We start from the raw sequence: 15,991 nt of genomic DNA, 5'->3' as shown, positions 1-15,991 counted from the left end.
TCAATTTGGCGGGTATTTTTTTATCGGTAACAAGATTACGTTTCTCAGGTTCGGTGCATTTTTCTGCTTAGGATGAGCGCATTGGTATTATCTTAATATCATGTATACACTTTTTATCTACGTCAGCGAATTACGAATGTATTTGAGAAGCGACATGGGTTGTCGATTTTGGTTTTTATTCTTCTGTTTATGCTCACCCTTAACTGTGAGTGCAGAGCGTTTGGCTTCGCGCTATCTCAAAACCTCTGATGACGGTGCTAGCAGTAGGCAGTTAGTCCGTTACTGTGTTGATCCCGACTGGTTGCCCTATGAAGCTATACGAGAGGGAAAACATGTAGGGGTCTCATCGGACTATATTCGTTACATTGAGTCCCATTCTCCCCTTAAATTCATTCTTGTTCCCACAACATCTTGGTCTGAAACCCTTAATTTTTTACAAACTGGGCGCTGTGATTTAACTCCAATGTTGAACAAAACCGCTACCCGAGAGCAATTTTTACATTTTAGCCATGTGTATTTTCACTCGCCAAATGTGTTGGTTTCGCTAAAAGAACAGCCATTTTTACAAGGATTTGAAAACATAGGCTCACGAACATTAGCCGTGCCTAAAGGTTATCGTCTCGCTGAGTATATTCAGCAATATTACCCTAGAGTCAAAATCATCGAAGTGGCCAGTGAACCAGCGGGACTCGAGGCTGTGCTCGATAAGCGCGCTGATTTATTTGTTGGGTCAATGTTTTCGGTGAATGCTTATATTCAGCAGACAGGTTTTAACCATCTTAAAATTGCGGGGTGGGGCGGGCCAGAAGATGAACTACGCATGGGAGTGAGTTTAGGCCATGAAGCACTGCTGCCGATACTTAATCAAGTACTTAATGATGTTGATGAGCTTGAGCGAATTAGGATTTACCAGAAGTGGAACAATATTACTGTTATCGATGAGACTAACTATTGGCTTATCTATCAAGTGATTGCAGGCACTCTGCTGGTGATATTTTTACTTGCGACTCGGACTTATTTTATCAGTCGCTATAATCGACGCTTAACCGATAAAAATACACAGCTTGAAGCCCTACGTCGGCAATTAGAACAAACCAATACTGAACTCGAGTTTTTATCTACCCATGATCCGCTCACCAAACTCTATAATCGCCATTACTTTAACCGCCAGTTTGTGCATGAGCATCGTTCTGAGACCGCAACAGAAAGTACCATCTGTCTTGTCATGTTAGATATCGATTTCTTTAAAGAGATTAATGACACCTTAGGTCATGCCGTCGGAGATAATATTTTGATGGAGTTGTCTACTGTGTTGCAGCATTGTGTGCGTGAATCAGATGTTGTTGCCCGTTGGGGAGGTGAAGAGTTCGTGATCCTTTGCCATCAGACTTCAATTACTTTAGTTAACTCATTGTGCCAGCGGATTGCTGCGGCGATTAAGGATTATCGCTTTAGTGGTGATGTGCGGCTCACCTGTAGTTTTGGGATTGCCAAATTAGCGAGTAATGAACCAATGCAGTCCTGCTTTGAACGAGCAGATAAAGCACTGTATCAAGCGAAAGCCTTGGGCAGAAATCAGATTTGTATTGATGAATCCAATGCTTAGTTTGCGAAATTAGATGCATTGCTAAGCCCATTGCCACTCTACTCGATCAATTTCACATTTATGCTAATCAACTTTTAGGTTAAACCGAGTTTTAACCTGAGTTGAAGTTTGTATTGAGGTTGCATTGGGCTGGTATTTTGCCATTTGTGAGTCCTTAAAGTATGAGAAATCTGCAATATCGGTAAAAAAACGCTTATTTTTAGGCTTTTTACTAATTGTTTGAAAACTGAGCTAAATTTTTTTATTTAATTGTTTTAATGCATTTTTCTTATTTTTTTTTAATTTTTTCCGCGACTTTATCGTGAAAAATTGCAAGAGCCATTTGCGCATAGCGGGGTTCCAATTTACAATATGCGCCTAAAATAATCTGATGTGCGGTGTGTCGGTGGTTTGTCGCATACTCCGTCTACTTCTTAAACTAATCATTAAAGTTGAATCATGACCGAATTATCCAAATACAGAAACATTGGTATCTTCGCTCACGTTGACGCGGGTAAAACCACGACCACCGAGCGTATTCTTAAGCTAACCGGTAAAATCCATAAAATCGGTGAAGTTCACGATGGTGAATCAACAACTGACTTCATGGTTCAGGAAGCTGAGCGCGGTATTACCATTCAGTCAGCGGCAGTAAGCTGCTTCTGGAAAGATCACCGTTTCAACGTTATTGACACCCCTGGGCACGTTGACTTCACTGTTGAAGTTTACCGTTCTCTGAAGGTTCTTGACGGCGGTATCGCTGTATTCTGTGGTTCTGGTGGTGTTGAGCCTCAATCAGAAACTAACTGGCGCTATGCGAACGAATCTGAAGTTGCTCGTATCATCTTCGTAAACAAGTTAGACCGTATGGGTGCTGACTTCTTACGTGTTGTTAAGCAAACTAAAGACGTTTTAGCTGCTAACCCACTGGTTATGGTTCTGCCAATCGGTATTGAAGATGAGTTCTGTGGTGTTGTTGACCTGCTAACTCGTAAAGCCTACGTATGGGACGATTCTGGTATTCCAGAAAACTTCGAAGTTAAAGATGTTCCAGCGGACATGGTTGACTTAGTTGAAGAATACCGTGAAATGCTGATCGAAACTGCTGTTGAGCAAGATGACGATCTGCTAGAAGCTTACATGGAAGGCGAAGAGCCATCTGTTGAAGACCTGAAACGTTGTATCCGTAAGGGTACTCGTACTATGGCATTCTTCCCAACATTCTGTGGTTCTGCCTTCAAAAACAAAGGTATGCAACTAGTTCTGGATGCTGTTGTTGATTATCTGCCAGCGCCAGATGAAGTTGATCCACAACCTTTAACTGACGAAGAAGGTAACGAAACTGGCGAATACGCTATCGTTTCTGCTGATGAGTCATTAAAAGCATTAGCGTTCAAGATCATGGATGACCGTTTCGGTGCCCTGACTTTCGTACGTATTTATGCTGGCCGTCTGAAGAAAGGCGATACCATTCTTAACAGTGCAACTGGTAAGACTGAGCGTATCGGCCGTATGTGCGAAATGTATGCTAACGATCGTATCGAAATTGAATCAGCTGAAGCTGGTGACATTATCGCAATCGTGGGTATGAAGAACGTACAAACTGGTCACACACTGTGTGATGTTAAGCACCCATGTACTTTGGAAGCCATGGTGTTCCCAGAGCCAGTTATCTCTATCGCAGTAGCGCCAAAAGATAAAGGCGGCAGCGAGAAGATGGCTATCGCTATCGGTAAGATGATCGCAGAAGATCCATCATTCCGCGTAGAAACTGACGAAGATTCAGGCGAAACCATCCTTAAAGGTATGGGTGAACTGCACTTAGATATTAAAGTGGACATCCTGAAGCGTACTTATGGTGTTGAGCTGATCGTAGGTGAGCCACAAGTGGCCTACCGTGAAACCATTACTCAAATGGTTGAAGACCAATACACCCACAAGAAACAATCTGGTGGTTCTGGTCAATTCGGTAAGATCGAATACATCATTCGCCCAGGTGAGCCAAACTCTGGCTTCGTGTTCAAGTCTTCAGTTGTTGGTGGTAACGTTCCTAAGGAATACTGGCCAGCAGTTGAAAAAGGCTTCGCGAGCATGATGAACACCGGTACTATCGCTGGCTTCCCAGTGTTAGACGTTGAGTTTGAACTGACTGACGGTGCTTACCACGCAGTTGACTCTTCAGCTATCGCGTTCGAAATCGCTGCTAAAGCGGCATTCCGTCAATCTATGGCTAAAGCTAAACCACAACTGCTTGAGCCAATCATGAAAGTTGACGTGTTCAGCCCTGATGACAACGTGGGTGACGTAATCGGTGACTTAAACCGTCGTCGCGGTATGATCAAAGACCAAGTTGCGGGTGTAACGGGTGTTCGCGTTAAGGCTGACGTACCGTTATCAGAAATGTTCGGTTACATCGGTACTCTGCGTACAATGACTTCAGGCCGTGGTCAGTTCTCTATGGAGTTCTCACACTACAGCCCATGTCCAAACAGTGTTGCGGACAAAGTTGTTGAGCAAGTTAAAGAGCGTAAAGCTGCTGAAGCTAAGAAGTAATTCTTAACTTCCTCTAAATAGAAACCGCTGCTAAGCCTAGGCTAGCAGCGGTTTTTTTATGGGCGATGCACTGGTTGACGATAGGTTGACGAGTCAGCATTCAGCATTTAAGCTTTTTGTTTGCTTAATTCCAGTAGAGCATTTGCCGCGGGAGTTAACGGTAAGTTCTGCCGCCAAATCAGGGCTAAATCCCAAGTTAATGCCGGTTGCATCGGTCTAAAGACTAGTTTGCTGTGACTGAGTTTTTGGCAAATAGGTTCGGGTAATATGGCCAGTCCCATGTCGGCTTCAACCATGGTTGCAAGAAAGTCCCATTGACCACTGCGAAAGGCGATATTTAATTGCACGCCAGCCTTACGGCTGAGGCGAGTTATCAATTTGGCAAGTGAGAAGTCCTCGTTATAGAGAATAAACGGATAAGCTTCAAAATCTTGCCAGTTGAGATATGACTTAGCCGCAAGCGGGTGCCCATCAGGCAGGCAAGCTAACAGAGGATATTTTGTCAGCGGTTGGTTGACTAGCTCAGTCTCATGGGTTGTGGGTAACGCAGTAAAGGCAATATCTAAACTGTTATTTAGCAGTGCCTGCTCGCAGCCAAACCCCCCGTATTCATACATTTGTAGTTCAACCCCTGGATAGCGCTTACGATAGCTCGTCAGTAATCCAATAATTAAGCTACTCATCATGGGGCAGACACCGAGTCTAAGCCGCCCCGATTTTAGGCCGCTTAAGTTACTCATGTCCTCCTGCAATCTATGCCATTGTCCGAGGATCTCCCGCGCACTGTGTTCAAACAGCTGCCCTGCTTGGGTTAGCTCCACCTTTTGATTGTTACGGATCAGCAGGGTTTCTCCTACGCTTTCTTCAAGCCTTTGGATGATTTTGCTGAGCGTTGGTTGAGTGATAAAGCATTTTTGTGCTGCACGGGTGAAGTTTTCCGTTTCAACTAAGATCAGAAAACATTGTAAGGTCTTGATTGGAATGTTCATGCTCAAATGGAATCCATTGTATGGCGTTAATTCATTTTACTGATGATGGTCTAAGTATTACTTTGAACTTGTTAACAGAACAGGAGATTTGGTCATGAAGTCAACGTCAAGTTTATGGGTAGATGCTTTGTGGCAGGCGGCGATGCCTGAAACAAAGAATGTGCAAACAGCAAAGGCAGCGCAAACAAGAGTAACGGCTCCGGCGGGTGATTTGCATAAAGCAAAACAACAAGTTAACCCAGCCTAGGCTGGGTTTTTACTTTTCCGCATTTTATCTATTGTCCCGTCTGCTTATTTTTCAGTTCGTCCAACATCTCCCCCACTGAGTTTTTAAGTTTATCTCTAATTTTGTTATGGATAATAAAAAGCCACTGGATGAGCAGTGGCTTTGGTGCGGGCAGGGGAGGATTGTTTTACTGAGTTGAGAACTTATTATCAACTAAAGGCGCTTTGTTTTCTGCTTGTGCAACATGGCACTGGGTGCAGAAATAATTATGGCCGTTGAGCGTGCCCTTATCGTCGATAACGTGGGATTTCGCCACTGGTGTGGCTTTCATCCGTGGGGCTTTATCCCAGCTATGGCAAGTTAAACAGCCATTTTTATCTAAGGTTATTTTGTAATCATCCTTATGGGGGATGAGTGGCGGTTGGTCAGTAAAACTGCGTTCCAACGCCTTACCGCGAGTTGGGTAAACGGGCATAGCATCAGCGGGGCGAATATCGGTCACCGCGCTATCGCCGGCGAGGGATTTGATATTGACTGGTGTTGCTTGAGAGTCTGCTTGTTGGCCTGAGCAGCCGCCGATGGCTAATACAATCGCGGCTAAGGTGAGTATTTTTTTCATTGGTCATTCTCCGCCTTGGGGGCAATGTGTTGACGAATTGGTGAAGTGGTTGATGGCGAGTGACAATCGGTCGAATCGCCTGAACTAAGTTGAGCCTGAGTGGCCGTAAAACGTGTTTGATAGCGAAATACGCGTTGTGCGCAGACATCGATACAGCGGCCGCACTGGGTGCAGTCTGGGCTGGTGATTACCGGATTTTGCCCTTTTAACGCGGGCTTTAATACTTGGCGCTCGGGGCAAACAGCAAAGCAGTCCATGCAGTTATCACAGGCGCTAGCTTTGCTGGCAACGATCTTAATGGGGCTCCATTTGCCGATTAAGCCAAATAGGGCGCCCGTTGGGCACAGGTGACCACACCAAGCGCGCTCGGCGATAAATAGATCCAGCAGAAATATCGCCGCTAAAATCCATAAACCACTGAGACTGCCAAATAGTACGGCGCGATAGACTAAGGGGACGGGATTCATCCATTCCCAAATCAAGTTGCCCGTGAGCAGTGGCAATAACAGCACGAGTGCCAGCAGGTAATAACGTAAATTACGCGGTAACTCGCTGGTACGAGGGAGGTTTAGTTTACGTCTGAGCCAGCTTGCGGTATCGGTGACCAGATTGACGGGACACACCCAACTGCAAAACACCCTGCCACCGGCGAGGGCATAAAACAGTATGACCAACGCTGCACCTATCAATAGGCTAAGCTCGGGAATATGCCCGCTAATGAGCATTTGTAAGCTCACTAGCGGATCGGCAAAGGGAATGATATCGAGCAGTAAACTGGCCGATAAATTACCCTTAAATAGCCAAATTCCCAGTAATGGCCCAATTGCGAATAAGCTCAAAAGGCCTAGTTGCACAGTACGGCGTAGTAGCAAATATTTATGTGCACCAAACCAACCGAGTTCTGCAATGGCTGCGGCATGCTCGCCTTGCATACGGGCTTTTGAGTTCATGGTCCGGTTATTCATAGACTTGTCACTCATAGCGTTAGCCCCTTATTCAACATCTCTAAGGTAGTTTCCTCGGTGTTGATATAAGTATCATGCTCCGCTGCCTTACCGAGTGCTAATGCCGTCGGTAAGACTTTTATGGCGGCGGTATCGAGCACGCAGGCATGTTCGCATTTACCGCAACCCGTGCAGGTATCGCTGTTGACTGTGGGTAAAAACATGGCGTGGTGATCGCTATGTTGATTGCGTTGGCGTTCTAAGGTGATGGCGTTGTCGATTAACGGACAAACCCGATAACAGACATCACAGCGTAATCCCTTAAAGTTAAGGCAATTTTTCTCATCGATCAGTACCGCAACACCCATTTTGGCATCGCTAATGTGCTCAAGTTGAGGATCAAGCGCACCCGATGGGCAGGCTTTGATGCAGGGAATATCCTCACACATTTCGCAGGGAATGCGTCTTGCGGTAAAGAATGGCGTGCCAGTGGCGGCGCCATCGAACCAACGTGCCAGTGTTAGCGTGTCGTAAGGGCAAGCCTCAACACACAAACCGCAGCGCACACAGGCCGAGAGAAAATCGCTTTCTTCAAGGGCTCCCGGCGGTCTGCAAGCTTGGGAGGCGAGCTGGCCTTGGCTTTTTGCCGTGGCCGTCAAGCCTAATCCCACGAGCCCCATCACACAGCCAGCCTTAGCCGTCGTGGCCAAAAACTGGCGACGGTTGACTTGTTTGACTGTGAATGGACTCTTCACTTGCTGACTCACCTTAGACTCCTTAATCGCTTTCAAATACGCTTATCGCTATCAAATGAGGGCTTAGGCCTTCATCACTTTTACTGGGCACTTCTTAAAGTCAGTTTCTTTTGACAGTGGATCGGTTGCATCCAGAATCAACTTGTTGACTAACTGACGCGCATCGAAGAAGGGCATAAACACCACGCCGCGTGGCGGTTTGTTTCGGCCTTTGGTTTCGACACGGGTTTTGACCTCACCACGGGGAGATGCCACGATCACTTCATCACCACGTTGCAGACCACGGACCTTAGCGTCTTCAGGATGCATAAAGATTTGTGCATCAGGATAGGCGCGATAGAGCTCAGGTACACGGGCGGTCATCGAACCTGTATGCCAGTGTTCGAGCACACGGCCGGTAGACATCCACAGATCGTATTCTGAGTTAGGCTCTTCCGCTGCTGGTTCGTAAGGCAGGGCGAAAATTACTGCTTTGCCATCGGGTTTACCGTAGAACTTAAAGCCTTCACCTGCCTTAACATAAGGATCGCTACCTTCAACGAAGCGACGCAGGGTTTCTTTGCCCTCAACCACTGGCCAGCGTAGGCCGCGGGTTTCGTGGTAACGGTCAAAGTCGGCTAAGTCATGGCCATGGCCGCGACCGAAGGCGGCGTATTCTTCGAAGATGCCTTTTTGTAGATAGAAGCCAAAGTGTTCACTTTCGTCGTTTAGGTCGCCCTTACAATCGGTAGTCGGGAATTTGTTGATGACACCATTGGCAAACAGTACTTCATAAAGGGTCTTGTCAGCGTATTCAGGCTTTTTAGCGATAAGCTCTGCGGGCCAGACTTCAGACACTTTAAAGCGTTTTGAAAACTCGACTAATTGCCACAGATCCGATTTAGCTCCCTCAGGCGCTTTAACCTGTTGATGCCACATATGGGTGCGGCGCTCGGCGTTACCGTAGGCGCCTTCTTTCTCGACCCACATGGCGGTCGGTAGAATAAGGTCTGCTGCCATGGCGGTGACGGTTGGGTAAGGATCGGATACCACGATAAAGTTCTCTGGATTACGGAATCCCGGGTAAATTTCATCGTTGATATTCGGGCCGGCTTGCATGTTATTGGTACACATAGTCCAATAACAGTTTAGCTTACCGTCTTTGAGCATCCGGCTTTGCAGCACTGCATGGTAGCCAGGTTTAGGTGGTATCGTGCCTTCAGGCACTTGCCACATTTTTTCGGTAATCGCGCGATGCTTATCGTTATCCACCACCATATCAGCAGGTAAGCGGTGGGCGAAGGTGCCGACTTCACGGGCGGTGCCACAGGCTGAAGGTTGACCTGTCAGTGAGAATGGGCTGTTGCCAGGTGTGGCGATTTTGCCCGTCAGTAAGTGAATGTTATAGAGCATGTTGTTTGCCCACACACCACGAACGTGTTGGTTAATCCCCATGGTCCACAGGCTCATAACCTTCACCTTAGGATCGGCATAGGCTTTGGCTAAGGTTTCTAATTTTTCAGGCTCTACACCACTCATTTTTGCTGCGTATTCCAGCGTATAAGTGCTGACGAACTTAGCGTATTCTTCGAAGCTAATAGGGCTAGATTTACCATTGCCAGGGTTTTTGGCTTTCTTCTCTAACGGATGATCTGGACGCAGTCCATAACCGATATCATCTACACCGAGGGCAAACTTAGTGTGTTTAGTCACAAAGTCGGTATTTACCGCTTTGTTTTGAATGATGTAGTTGGCGATATAGTTGAGGATCACCAGATCAGATTGCGGATGGAAAACCATCGGGTTATCCGCAAGATCGAAGCTACGGTTCTCGAAGGTGGATAGCACATGCACGCGACAGTCTTTACTGCTTAAACGGCGATCAGATAAACGTGCCCACAGGATCGGATGCATCTCGGCCATGTTGGCGCCCCAGAGCACAAAGTGATCGGCGGCTTCTAAGTCGTCGTAACAGCCCATCGGTTCATCAATACCGAAGGTACGCATAAACCCAACGACCGCTGAGGCCATACAGTGGCGGGCGTTAGGGTCGATGTTGTTGGTTAAGAATCCAGCTTTATGCAGTTTAGAAGCGGCATAACCTTCCCAAATCGTCCACTGACCAGAACCGAACATACCGACAGAGGTTGGGCCTTTAGTGGCGATGCTGTGTTTCCACTTAGCGGCCATAGTATCGAAGGCAACATCCCAACTTACTGGGGTAAATTCACCTTCTTTATGATATTTGCCGTCTTTCATGCGTAGTAATGGCGTGGTTAATCTGTCCTTGCCGTACATGATTTTCGACAGGAAGTAACCTTTAATACAGTTTAGCCCGCGGTTAACTGGGCTTTCAGGATCGCCTTTGGTGGCAACCACTTTACCCGCTTTGGTACCGACTAATACGCTACAACCCACACCGCAAAAACGGCAGGGGGCTTTGTCCCACTTAATGTTATCTGACTCGGCGGCTTCAACCATTTTCACGGGAAGCGTGACGCCAACGGCCGTCGCAGCGGCAACCGCTGCGTTAGCCTTGAGAAACTCGCGGCGGCTAATGCTCATAGTGTTTCCTCACTCTCTTTTTCTAACAGTTCTTGTTCTAGGGGTTCTACTTGGTGGTAAATCAAACTGGCGGATAACACACCGGACAGGCCATTGATGGCTTCAACATTGTCGAGAATGGCTTTTTGGGTATTCCCTTCGAGGGTAATAACCAACTTACCTTCGGGTGAAATGGCGTGGATATCGCAGCCTTTTAACGCGGCAATATCGGCTTCAACCTGTTGTAAGGCATTAGGGGCTGCATGTACCACGAGGCTGGTGACATGGTATTCCTGACTCATAGCGGTGACCTTTATCTTGAGATGCACTCAGCTGCTTTGCATAAACATCTGTACAACTGAATGTGGATAACTGCGAGTCTAGACCTGATAAAAAATGTGGGTATACCTCACAAGAGGTATTGCAGGGGATAGTCGATCGGGATCAAAGTTTTGCGCGTGATCTAACTCTCAGTTTGAAATTTAAACAATCGCTATCTCTTTGGAGAGGGAATGGCGAGATTGGTTAGATTAGCGAAAGATCCGGCAGTCAAACATCACTATAAGTGGATTAATATCCCGTCAGCTCCATATAACCCATGCCGGTGTGGCTACCGCTAAGTTTGATTGGGCCTTCCCAATAGGAGGTGGATAACGCCATGGCGCTATTGGGATTTAACGGTGAGATACGGATATCGATTTGCTCACTCGGGATTTGGACTTGCCAGCTTACGGGGTATTTGCCGGTGCGGGTGGTTTGCCATTCAAGCGGCGTCATTTTTATTCCATCTGGCGTGTCTCGGGAGTTGATATTGCGGCCTGTGCCATCGGCAAACATTCGTCTGGCGCTGTAAAAGGCTGATGGAGTTTGAGATTTATCGGTGGATTGCTCCCTTAACTGAAAGAGCATTAGCGCCGAACCATCATTGAGGCGCAGGGCAAACCAATCCCAACCCTGCTGGCTTTTAGTTAAAAATTGTGAGCTCCATTCTCTGTCAAGCCAGCCTTGGCCTGTGACTTTCTCGACCCGACTTTCGGCTTGGCCATTGATGTTGATATGGCGGGTGATCTGGCCAGTAATGCTGATAAAAGGTTGACTGTAGTAGTAGGAAGCGACATTACCCTCGCGGTTTTTAATGCTATAGCCATTATCGCCTTGATATTGCAGCGGTGCTTGGCTGGTCAGCGTTAGCGCGTAACTAAAGTCTGCGGTCTCAACCCTTAAGGTTGCCGGAAATAACTCGCTCGATTCACTCTGCCATTGCCAGTTATCGAGATGAATTTGATAGGGATTGACATTGACGCCGGCAAGCTTTGGATGTCCGCGAGACCATTTCTCATGGGCCAGATGTGCCGCGCTAGAGGTCAGTGCGCTATGGGCAAAATAGAGTTGTTCAGTGGCCCAAGCGGGCTTAAGGGTAGGCGGTTGCGCATTCTGCGATTCTGTATATTGAGGTTTTAGTGCCACCCTAAATTGGGTCCATTGCGCGCCAAGTTGCTCACCTTTTTCGGTGGTTAAGTTAGCGGTGAGATACCACCATTCTTGCCGAAAGCCGTTGTGGGCAAGATGATCTTGGGGAAAATGAAACTGATGCTCAGGTGTCACCTTTGCAAAGGCTTGCAGCGTTGAGGTTGTGGTTTCGCCTTCTTTTGTTTGCCCTAGCAAAGCTCCCATGGATTTGGATTCTGAAACGCTCGCGGGCGCATTATCGCAGCCGCTTATCGTGAAAAAGAGTAATCCACCGATGATGAGTTGAGTGATTAAGCGTGCGTTTGTATGGCACTTAAGCAAGCTCATTGCGAATAAACCATTCACTTTCAATTGGGTAATGGTATATGGACGACTGTTCATAGGGTTTCCTGCTGCAAACTGGCGATTAGCGGCCTGCGGGTTTGCCAGTAAAGCGGTAAGAGCACGGCTAAGGTACAAGTCACCAGTGCGATGAGGATGGCTTTGGCATAAGCAAACCAGTCCCAGATCATTTGGATGGTCCAACCAAAGGCTTGCAGGGTGATTTTATCGATTAATAAATACCCCAGCAGAGCGCCCGTAGGCATCGCAATCAGGCAAGTGATTACTACAACCAGTAGCATTTGGCTAAATACCATAGTACGCAGTTTGCTGCGACTCACCCCTAGAGAATAAAGCCGTGCCAGTGGCGCTTGCCGTGCTTGGGTTAACATTAAGCAGGCGCTAAATAGCCCAATGGCGGCCACTAGCAAGGTTAAGCTATTGAGCACTAACGTGATTGAAAAAGTGCGTTTAAACATGGCAATGGCTTGGGCCTTTATGTTGGCTTGGCTGTAAATTTGCGCCTGAGCCAACTCTAGCTCTGTAGCGAGCTGCATTTGCAGTTCATCCAGTTCGGCCTCACTGCGCTTGCCGTTCGTGGGTATTGGTTGCGTTAGCACCGATGAGGAGGGTTTATCAGCTTGTTCCAGAGGATGAAAACTGGCCGCAAGGCTGATGGGTAACAGTGGCAGTTGTGCCTGTTGCCACAGTTGATGGCTAATAATGAGCTCATTGCGGGTATTACCATGGTCGTAATAAATACCTGCGATAACCACTTGGTTATTGGTGGTTTTATCGAGCACGTTTAAAGTGACTTTATCGCCCAGCATCAACTGATACTTAATCGCCATTGGCTCACTCACCAAGACAAATTGTCCGCCAAAATAGCGTTGCCATAGGTCAGGTAAACTGTCCTTGAGTGTACTTGTGTACTTTATCGATTCATCATCACGGCTGATAATATTCACGGGGATCGTTTGAGCTGTTGGACCTTGGGTCGACATCTCGCCATCGACTTGCCATTGTTGATATAGGCCGCTGACACGAGGATCTTGGCTTAATTTATCCCGTACATCAGCCATACGGTTAGCACTGGGGCGCAGGTATAAATCGGCATGTAAGCGGGTTTCTAACCAACTTCTTAGGGTTTGCTCAAAGCTGCCCACTAGGGTATTCATCGCCACATTTGCGCTTAATGCCAGCAAAATGGCCATCATCGCAAGGGAAAGTGGCGCGATAAGCTCGCGGGTTTCGGCAAGCAAATAGTGCTTAAGCCCTGGGCGAGTGAAGGGGAGCAGTAAGCTTACTCCCCAATGTAATACTTGGGGCAACAGCAGAGGAATCGCGACCGTCACTATGCCTAGTAATATCAAACTGGTGTTGTAACTTTGGCTGAAGGGAAACAGTATCGCCGCGAGTACGAGTAACCCACAGGCTAAGATAAATTGCCGCTGGTGGGTTTGGTTGTGGGCCTTGGTTTGCTGATAACGGTTAGCGCCTTGGGCAAGGGATTGGCGCGTAAGATCAAAATACAAGGGCATGCAAGCAGCAAGCGCTGCCACTAAGGTGAGCGTGATTGCCTGTGCTAACCAATGCCATTGCCAAATGCCCGGCAGCAAGTGGGCACCATAGAGCTGTTCTAACGTCATGGCAACCATAGGTTGTAACCAATGGCTGAGTTGTAAGCCTAAAATAAACCCAATGACCGATCCTAAGATAACCAAAAATAGTAATTCGGCGAGCAGGGCAAGCATCACATCGAGTCGTTCTAGCCCCTGTTGCAGCAGTTGAATCAGCAGACGTTGGCGTTTCATCAGGCTGTAACGCACGCCGTTATAGGCAATAAATAGCCCAACTACAAAGGCTAACATACTCATCGCATTGAGATTTAAATGAAAACTGCGGGTAAGCGCCATTAAGGCTTGCCCTTGATCCTGCTGACTGTAGCTAGCGAGCACTGGGGTGATACCTAAGGTGTCGAGCCGTTGTTTTAACGCGGCTAGCTTATCCCTATCACTAAATAGGGCGATATAACTGAGTTTGCCCTGCATCCCAAGTAAGTTTTGGGCGAGGGAAATATCGGTCAAGATGGCGCTACCAAGTCCCCAACTATCATCGACACGGATCACTTTTAGAGTCGATGGGGCTATGGATTGGGCAAGGCTGAGCTGGCCATTGGGCGCGATTTTACTGGCAAGACTGTCACTCATCACCACCACAGGCTCACCGCTCATTAGGGCGGCAAGGGGCAGATCTCCCATTGAGACAGTAGAATTAGCCGTTGCCTTGCTATTTGAGGATGGTGAAGCGTTTTTTGAGGTTAATGTGGCGGTCAATGCCGCGACAATATCGCTGCCTTCAATTTGCCAATACTGGCCGTTTTGGCCCGCGACTCTGCCACTGACAACCGCAAGACTTTGGCTAATCCCAGCTTGCCTTAAACTGAAATACACCGATTCATCGAGATTATCTTGGCCAACGGGCGCGGTAAGCAGTACATCGGCCCGCTGACTTAAGAGCTCAGTGGCTTCGCTATAGCTACGAATCGCATTATCGTTGGTGGCTTTTACCCCGATGAGCAGCGTCACTGCGAGGGCGATCCCGAGTAAAATCGCCCCAGCCTGCAATGGCGCGTGGCGATAATGGGCTAAAAATACCTTGAGTACCCAGGTGATACGCAGCCATTGCCCACTCTTGTTTAAGTTATTGTATGGATTGGCTTTATTTTCTGGTTGTGTGTTATTCATCATGCTAGCCGGAGATCGACACTGCGGCGTAGGACAGATGCCAGCGTTTGTTCATAAAGGCGGCGCATTCTTCGCTGTGGGTGACCATCAAAATGCTGGTTTGGCTCTCTTTGGCGAGTTCGCATAGCAGTGACATCACCTGTTTACCAGATTCGTCATCTAAGTTACCCGTGGGTTCGTCGGCCAGCAGTAAACTCGGATTGTGGGCTAATGCCCTAGCTATCGCGACCCGTTGTTGTTGTCCGCCGGAAAGCGCTTCAACCTGCCGGTTTAACAATGCCGCTAACCCAAGCTTTTCCACCAAATAATCGCACCATGGATTCCAGCTATCACCGTTAAGGTGCAGGGAAAAGCCGATATTATTTTTGACATTCAGCGGAGTGAGTAAATTAAATTGTTGGAATACCACGCCTAAATGGGTACGCCTAAACTCACTCCATTGCTTATCTTGCCACTTGGTGGTGCATTGATGATTCAGCACTATCTGGCCACTGTCTGCCGTTTCAAAGCCCGCAATCAGATTCAGTAAAGTGCTTTTGCCGCTGCCACTTGGGCCGGTGAGTGCGATAGTCTCCCCTTGATGCAAAGTTAAATCGACCGCTTGCAGCACAGTGTGGCGCTGCTCGCCGTCGCGAAAACTTTTACTCACTTGGATAAGCTTGGCGACTTCTTTCATCTATCTCTTCCAATTGGGGTTTGGCCAACCTAGGCATTAGGCTAAAGATAAAGCATTTTACAATCCTATAGATACCGATATTTGGGCAAGTTAGATCAATTCACATCGATTAAGACTTAGGATTGAGTCTGTTTGAATTTTCTGCGATTAACGGCTTGACTCTCATTTCTGTGAGCAAATGGGCTTGAGCTATTGTGGTGTTTGTTGCATGCTGTGCGCCCTGTTAAAACGATAGCTGGCTATCGTTTTAACAATCCGTTCGGATGAAGGTAGCAGGAGAGTGGGGAATTAACCCCACACCGACGAGGCAACTTTGTTGTTGGAAGCATTCCATAAACAAAGCACTCTTTCAGGTGCCGTAAGGCGTGGACTGTTACTGGACGAGCCTCTGGAGAGACTACCGATTGCATTAACTTGCAATAATAGGTGGCGCCGAAGGCGAAAGTGTCGCAGTGTGTTAAGCGACGCGAAACGCTCAGGCAAAAGGACAGAGGAGAGGATGACTGCACAGTCCCTGTCGTTTGTCTTTGTGGACTATTTTCCTGCCGTTATTGGCTGGGGAGATGGTATTTCTTTAGGCTGA

The 15,991-nt window shown here is 47.5% G+C and carries 12 protein-coding genes and 1 riboswitch; of the genes, 3 read left to right on the top strand and 9 right to left on the bottom strand.

Annotated features, from left to right (window positions below; translation table 11 throughout):
• Nucleotides 1–154 precede the first annotated feature (154 nt).
• Both HG547_RS15785 and fusA read left to right on the top strand, forming a co-directional pair.
• On the top strand, nt 155–1,606 hold the full coding sequence (locus tag HG547_RS15785) for a diguanylate cyclase (RefSeq protein ID WP_169548350.1): 1,452 nt from the start codon (nt 155–157) through the stop codon (nt 1,604–1,606).
• Nucleotides 1,607–2,044: 438 nt separating this feature from the next.
• Nucleotides 2,045–4,138 (top strand): elongation factor G, encoded by a 2,094-nt coding sequence (gene fusA, locus HG547_RS15780; RefSeq protein ID WP_055648166.1) that lies wholly within the window; start codon nt 2,045–2,047, stop codon nt 4,136–4,138.
• Nucleotides 4,139–4,245: 107 nt separating this feature from the next.
• Here the strand turns inward: fusA and HG547_RS15775 are convergent, their stop codons facing one another.
• Entirely contained in the window at nt 4,246–5,127 is an 882-nt protein-coding gene (locus tag HG547_RS15775) for a LysR family transcriptional regulator (RefSeq protein WP_037414510.1), read from the bottom strand.
• A gap of 94 nt (nt 5,128–5,221) precedes the next feature.
• Here HG547_RS15775 and HG547_RS15770 point away from each other — a divergent pair, with 94 nt between their 5' ends.
• Nucleotides 5,222–5,374, top strand: coding sequence for a hypothetical protein (locus HG547_RS15770; protein ID WP_169548349.1), 153 nt, complete (start codon nt 5,222–5,224; stop codon nt 5,372–5,374).
• Nucleotides 5,375–5,540: 166 nt separating this feature from the next.
• On the opposite strand, the gene napB is transcribed toward HG547_RS15770, so the two are convergent.
• From napB to HG547_RS15730, 8 genes are all read right to left on the bottom strand, one after another.
• A complete protein-coding gene (gene napB, locus HG547_RS15765; protein WP_169548348.1) occupies nt 5,541–5,972 on the bottom strand; it encodes a nitrate reductase cytochrome c-type subunit NapB in 432 nt (143 codons plus the stop codon).
• Complete coding sequence (napH, locus tag HG547_RS15760; protein WP_248278755.1) at nt 5,969–6,922, bottom strand: quinol dehydrogenase ferredoxin subunit NapH; 954 nt, start codon at nt 6,920–6,922, stop codon at nt 5,969–5,971. The genes napB and napH overlap by 4 nt, the downstream gene beginning before the upstream one ends.
• A gap of 26 nt (nt 6,923–6,948) precedes the next feature.
• Nucleotides 6,949–7,683, bottom strand: a complete 735-nt coding sequence (gene napG / locus HG547_RS15755) for a ferredoxin-type protein NapG (protein ID WP_144376391.1) — start codon at nt 7,681–7,683, stop codon at nt 6,949–6,951.
• 51 nt (nt 7,684–7,734) lie between these two features.
• Nucleotides 7,735–10,215: a nitrate reductase catalytic subunit NapA gene (napA, locus tag HG547_RS15750; RefSeq protein ID WP_169548346.1), complete on the bottom strand. Its 2,481-nt coding sequence runs from the start codon at nt 10,213–10,215 to the stop codon at nt 7,735–7,737.
• Nucleotides 10,212–10,496 carry a chaperone NapD gene (locus HG547_RS15745; protein WP_037414522.1) on the bottom strand — a complete coding sequence of 95 codons (285 nt, stop codon included), beginning with the start codon at nt 10,494–10,496 and terminating at the stop codon, nt 10,212–10,214. The genes napA and HG547_RS15745 overlap by 4 nt, the downstream gene beginning before the upstream one ends.
• 268 nt (nt 10,497–10,764) lie before the next feature.
• Nucleotides 10,765–11,991, bottom strand: coding sequence for a lipocalin-like domain-containing protein (locus HG547_RS15740; RefSeq protein WP_169548408.1), 1,227 nt, complete (start codon nt 11,989–11,991; stop codon nt 10,765–10,767).
• Nucleotides 11,992–12,041: 50 nt separating this feature from the next.
• Nucleotides 12,042–14,732, bottom strand: a complete 2,691-nt coding sequence (locus tag HG547_RS15735; protein ID WP_169548407.1) for an ABC transporter permease — start codon at nt 14,730–14,732, stop codon at nt 12,042–12,044.
• 4 nt (nt 14,733–14,736) lie between these two features.
• Nucleotides 14,737–15,408 carry an ABC transporter ATP-binding protein gene (locus HG547_RS15730; protein ID WP_169548345.1) on the bottom strand — a complete coding sequence of 224 codons (672 nt, stop codon included), beginning with the start codon at nt 15,406–15,408 and terminating at the stop codon, nt 14,737–14,739.
• A 378-nt stretch (nt 15,409–15,786) separates the two neighbouring features.
• Nucleotides 15,787–15,909, top strand: a riboswitch (glycine riboswitch).
• Nucleotides 15,910–15,991 lie beyond the last annotated feature (82 nt).

This window comes from Shewanella sp. DNRA4 (assembly GCF_012843185.1).
GTDB classification, from domain to species: domain Bacteria; phylum Pseudomonadota; class Gammaproteobacteria; order Enterobacterales; family Shewanellaceae; genus Shewanella; species Shewanella xiamenensis.
Note: the sequence above shows the minus strand (reverse complement) of the source record. Positions and strands in the feature narration are given on the sequence as shown.

Excerpts from the sequence above, each read along its gene's own strand:
- HG547_RS15785 (WP_169548350.1), top strand. The coding sequence starts at position 155 with ATGGGTTGTCGATTTTGGTTTTTATTCTTCTGTTTATGCTCACCCTTA.
- fusA (WP_055648166.1), top strand. The coding sequence starts at position 2,045 with ATGACCGAATTATCCAAATACAGAAACATTGGTATCTTCGCTCACGTT.
- HG547_RS15775 (WP_037414510.1), bottom strand. The coding sequence starts at position 5,127 with ATGAACATTCCAATCAAGACCTTACAATGTTTTCTGATCTTAGTTGAA.
- HG547_RS15770 (WP_169548349.1), top strand. The coding sequence starts at position 5,222 with ATGAAGTCAACGTCAAGTTTATGGGTAGATGCTTTGTGGCAGGCGGCG.
- napB (WP_169548348.1), bottom strand. The coding sequence starts at position 5,972 with ATGAAAAAAATACTCACCTTAGCCGCGATTGTATTAGCCATCGGCGGC.
- napH (WP_248278755.1), bottom strand. The coding sequence starts at position 6,922 with ATGAACTCAAAAGCCCGTATGCAAGGCGAGCATGCCGCAGCCATTGCA.
- napA (WP_169548346.1), bottom strand. The coding sequence starts at position 10,215 with ATGAGCATTAGCCGCCGCGAGTTTCTCAAGGCTAACGCAGCGGTTGCC.
- HG547_RS15745 (WP_037414522.1), bottom strand. The coding sequence starts at position 10,496 with ATGAGTCAGGAATACCATGTCACCAGCCTCGTGGTACATGCAGCCCCT.
- HG547_RS15740 (WP_169548408.1), bottom strand. The coding sequence starts at position 11,991 with ATGAGCTTGCTTAAGTGCCATACAAACGCACGCTTAATCACTCAACTC.
- HG547_RS15735 (WP_169548407.1), bottom strand. The coding sequence starts at position 14,732 with ATGAATAACACACAACCAGAAAATAAAGCCAATCCATACAATAACTTA.
- HG547_RS15730 (WP_169548345.1), bottom strand. The coding sequence starts at position 15,408 with ATGAAAGAAGTCGCCAAGCTTATCCAAGTGAGTAAAAGTTTTCGCGAC.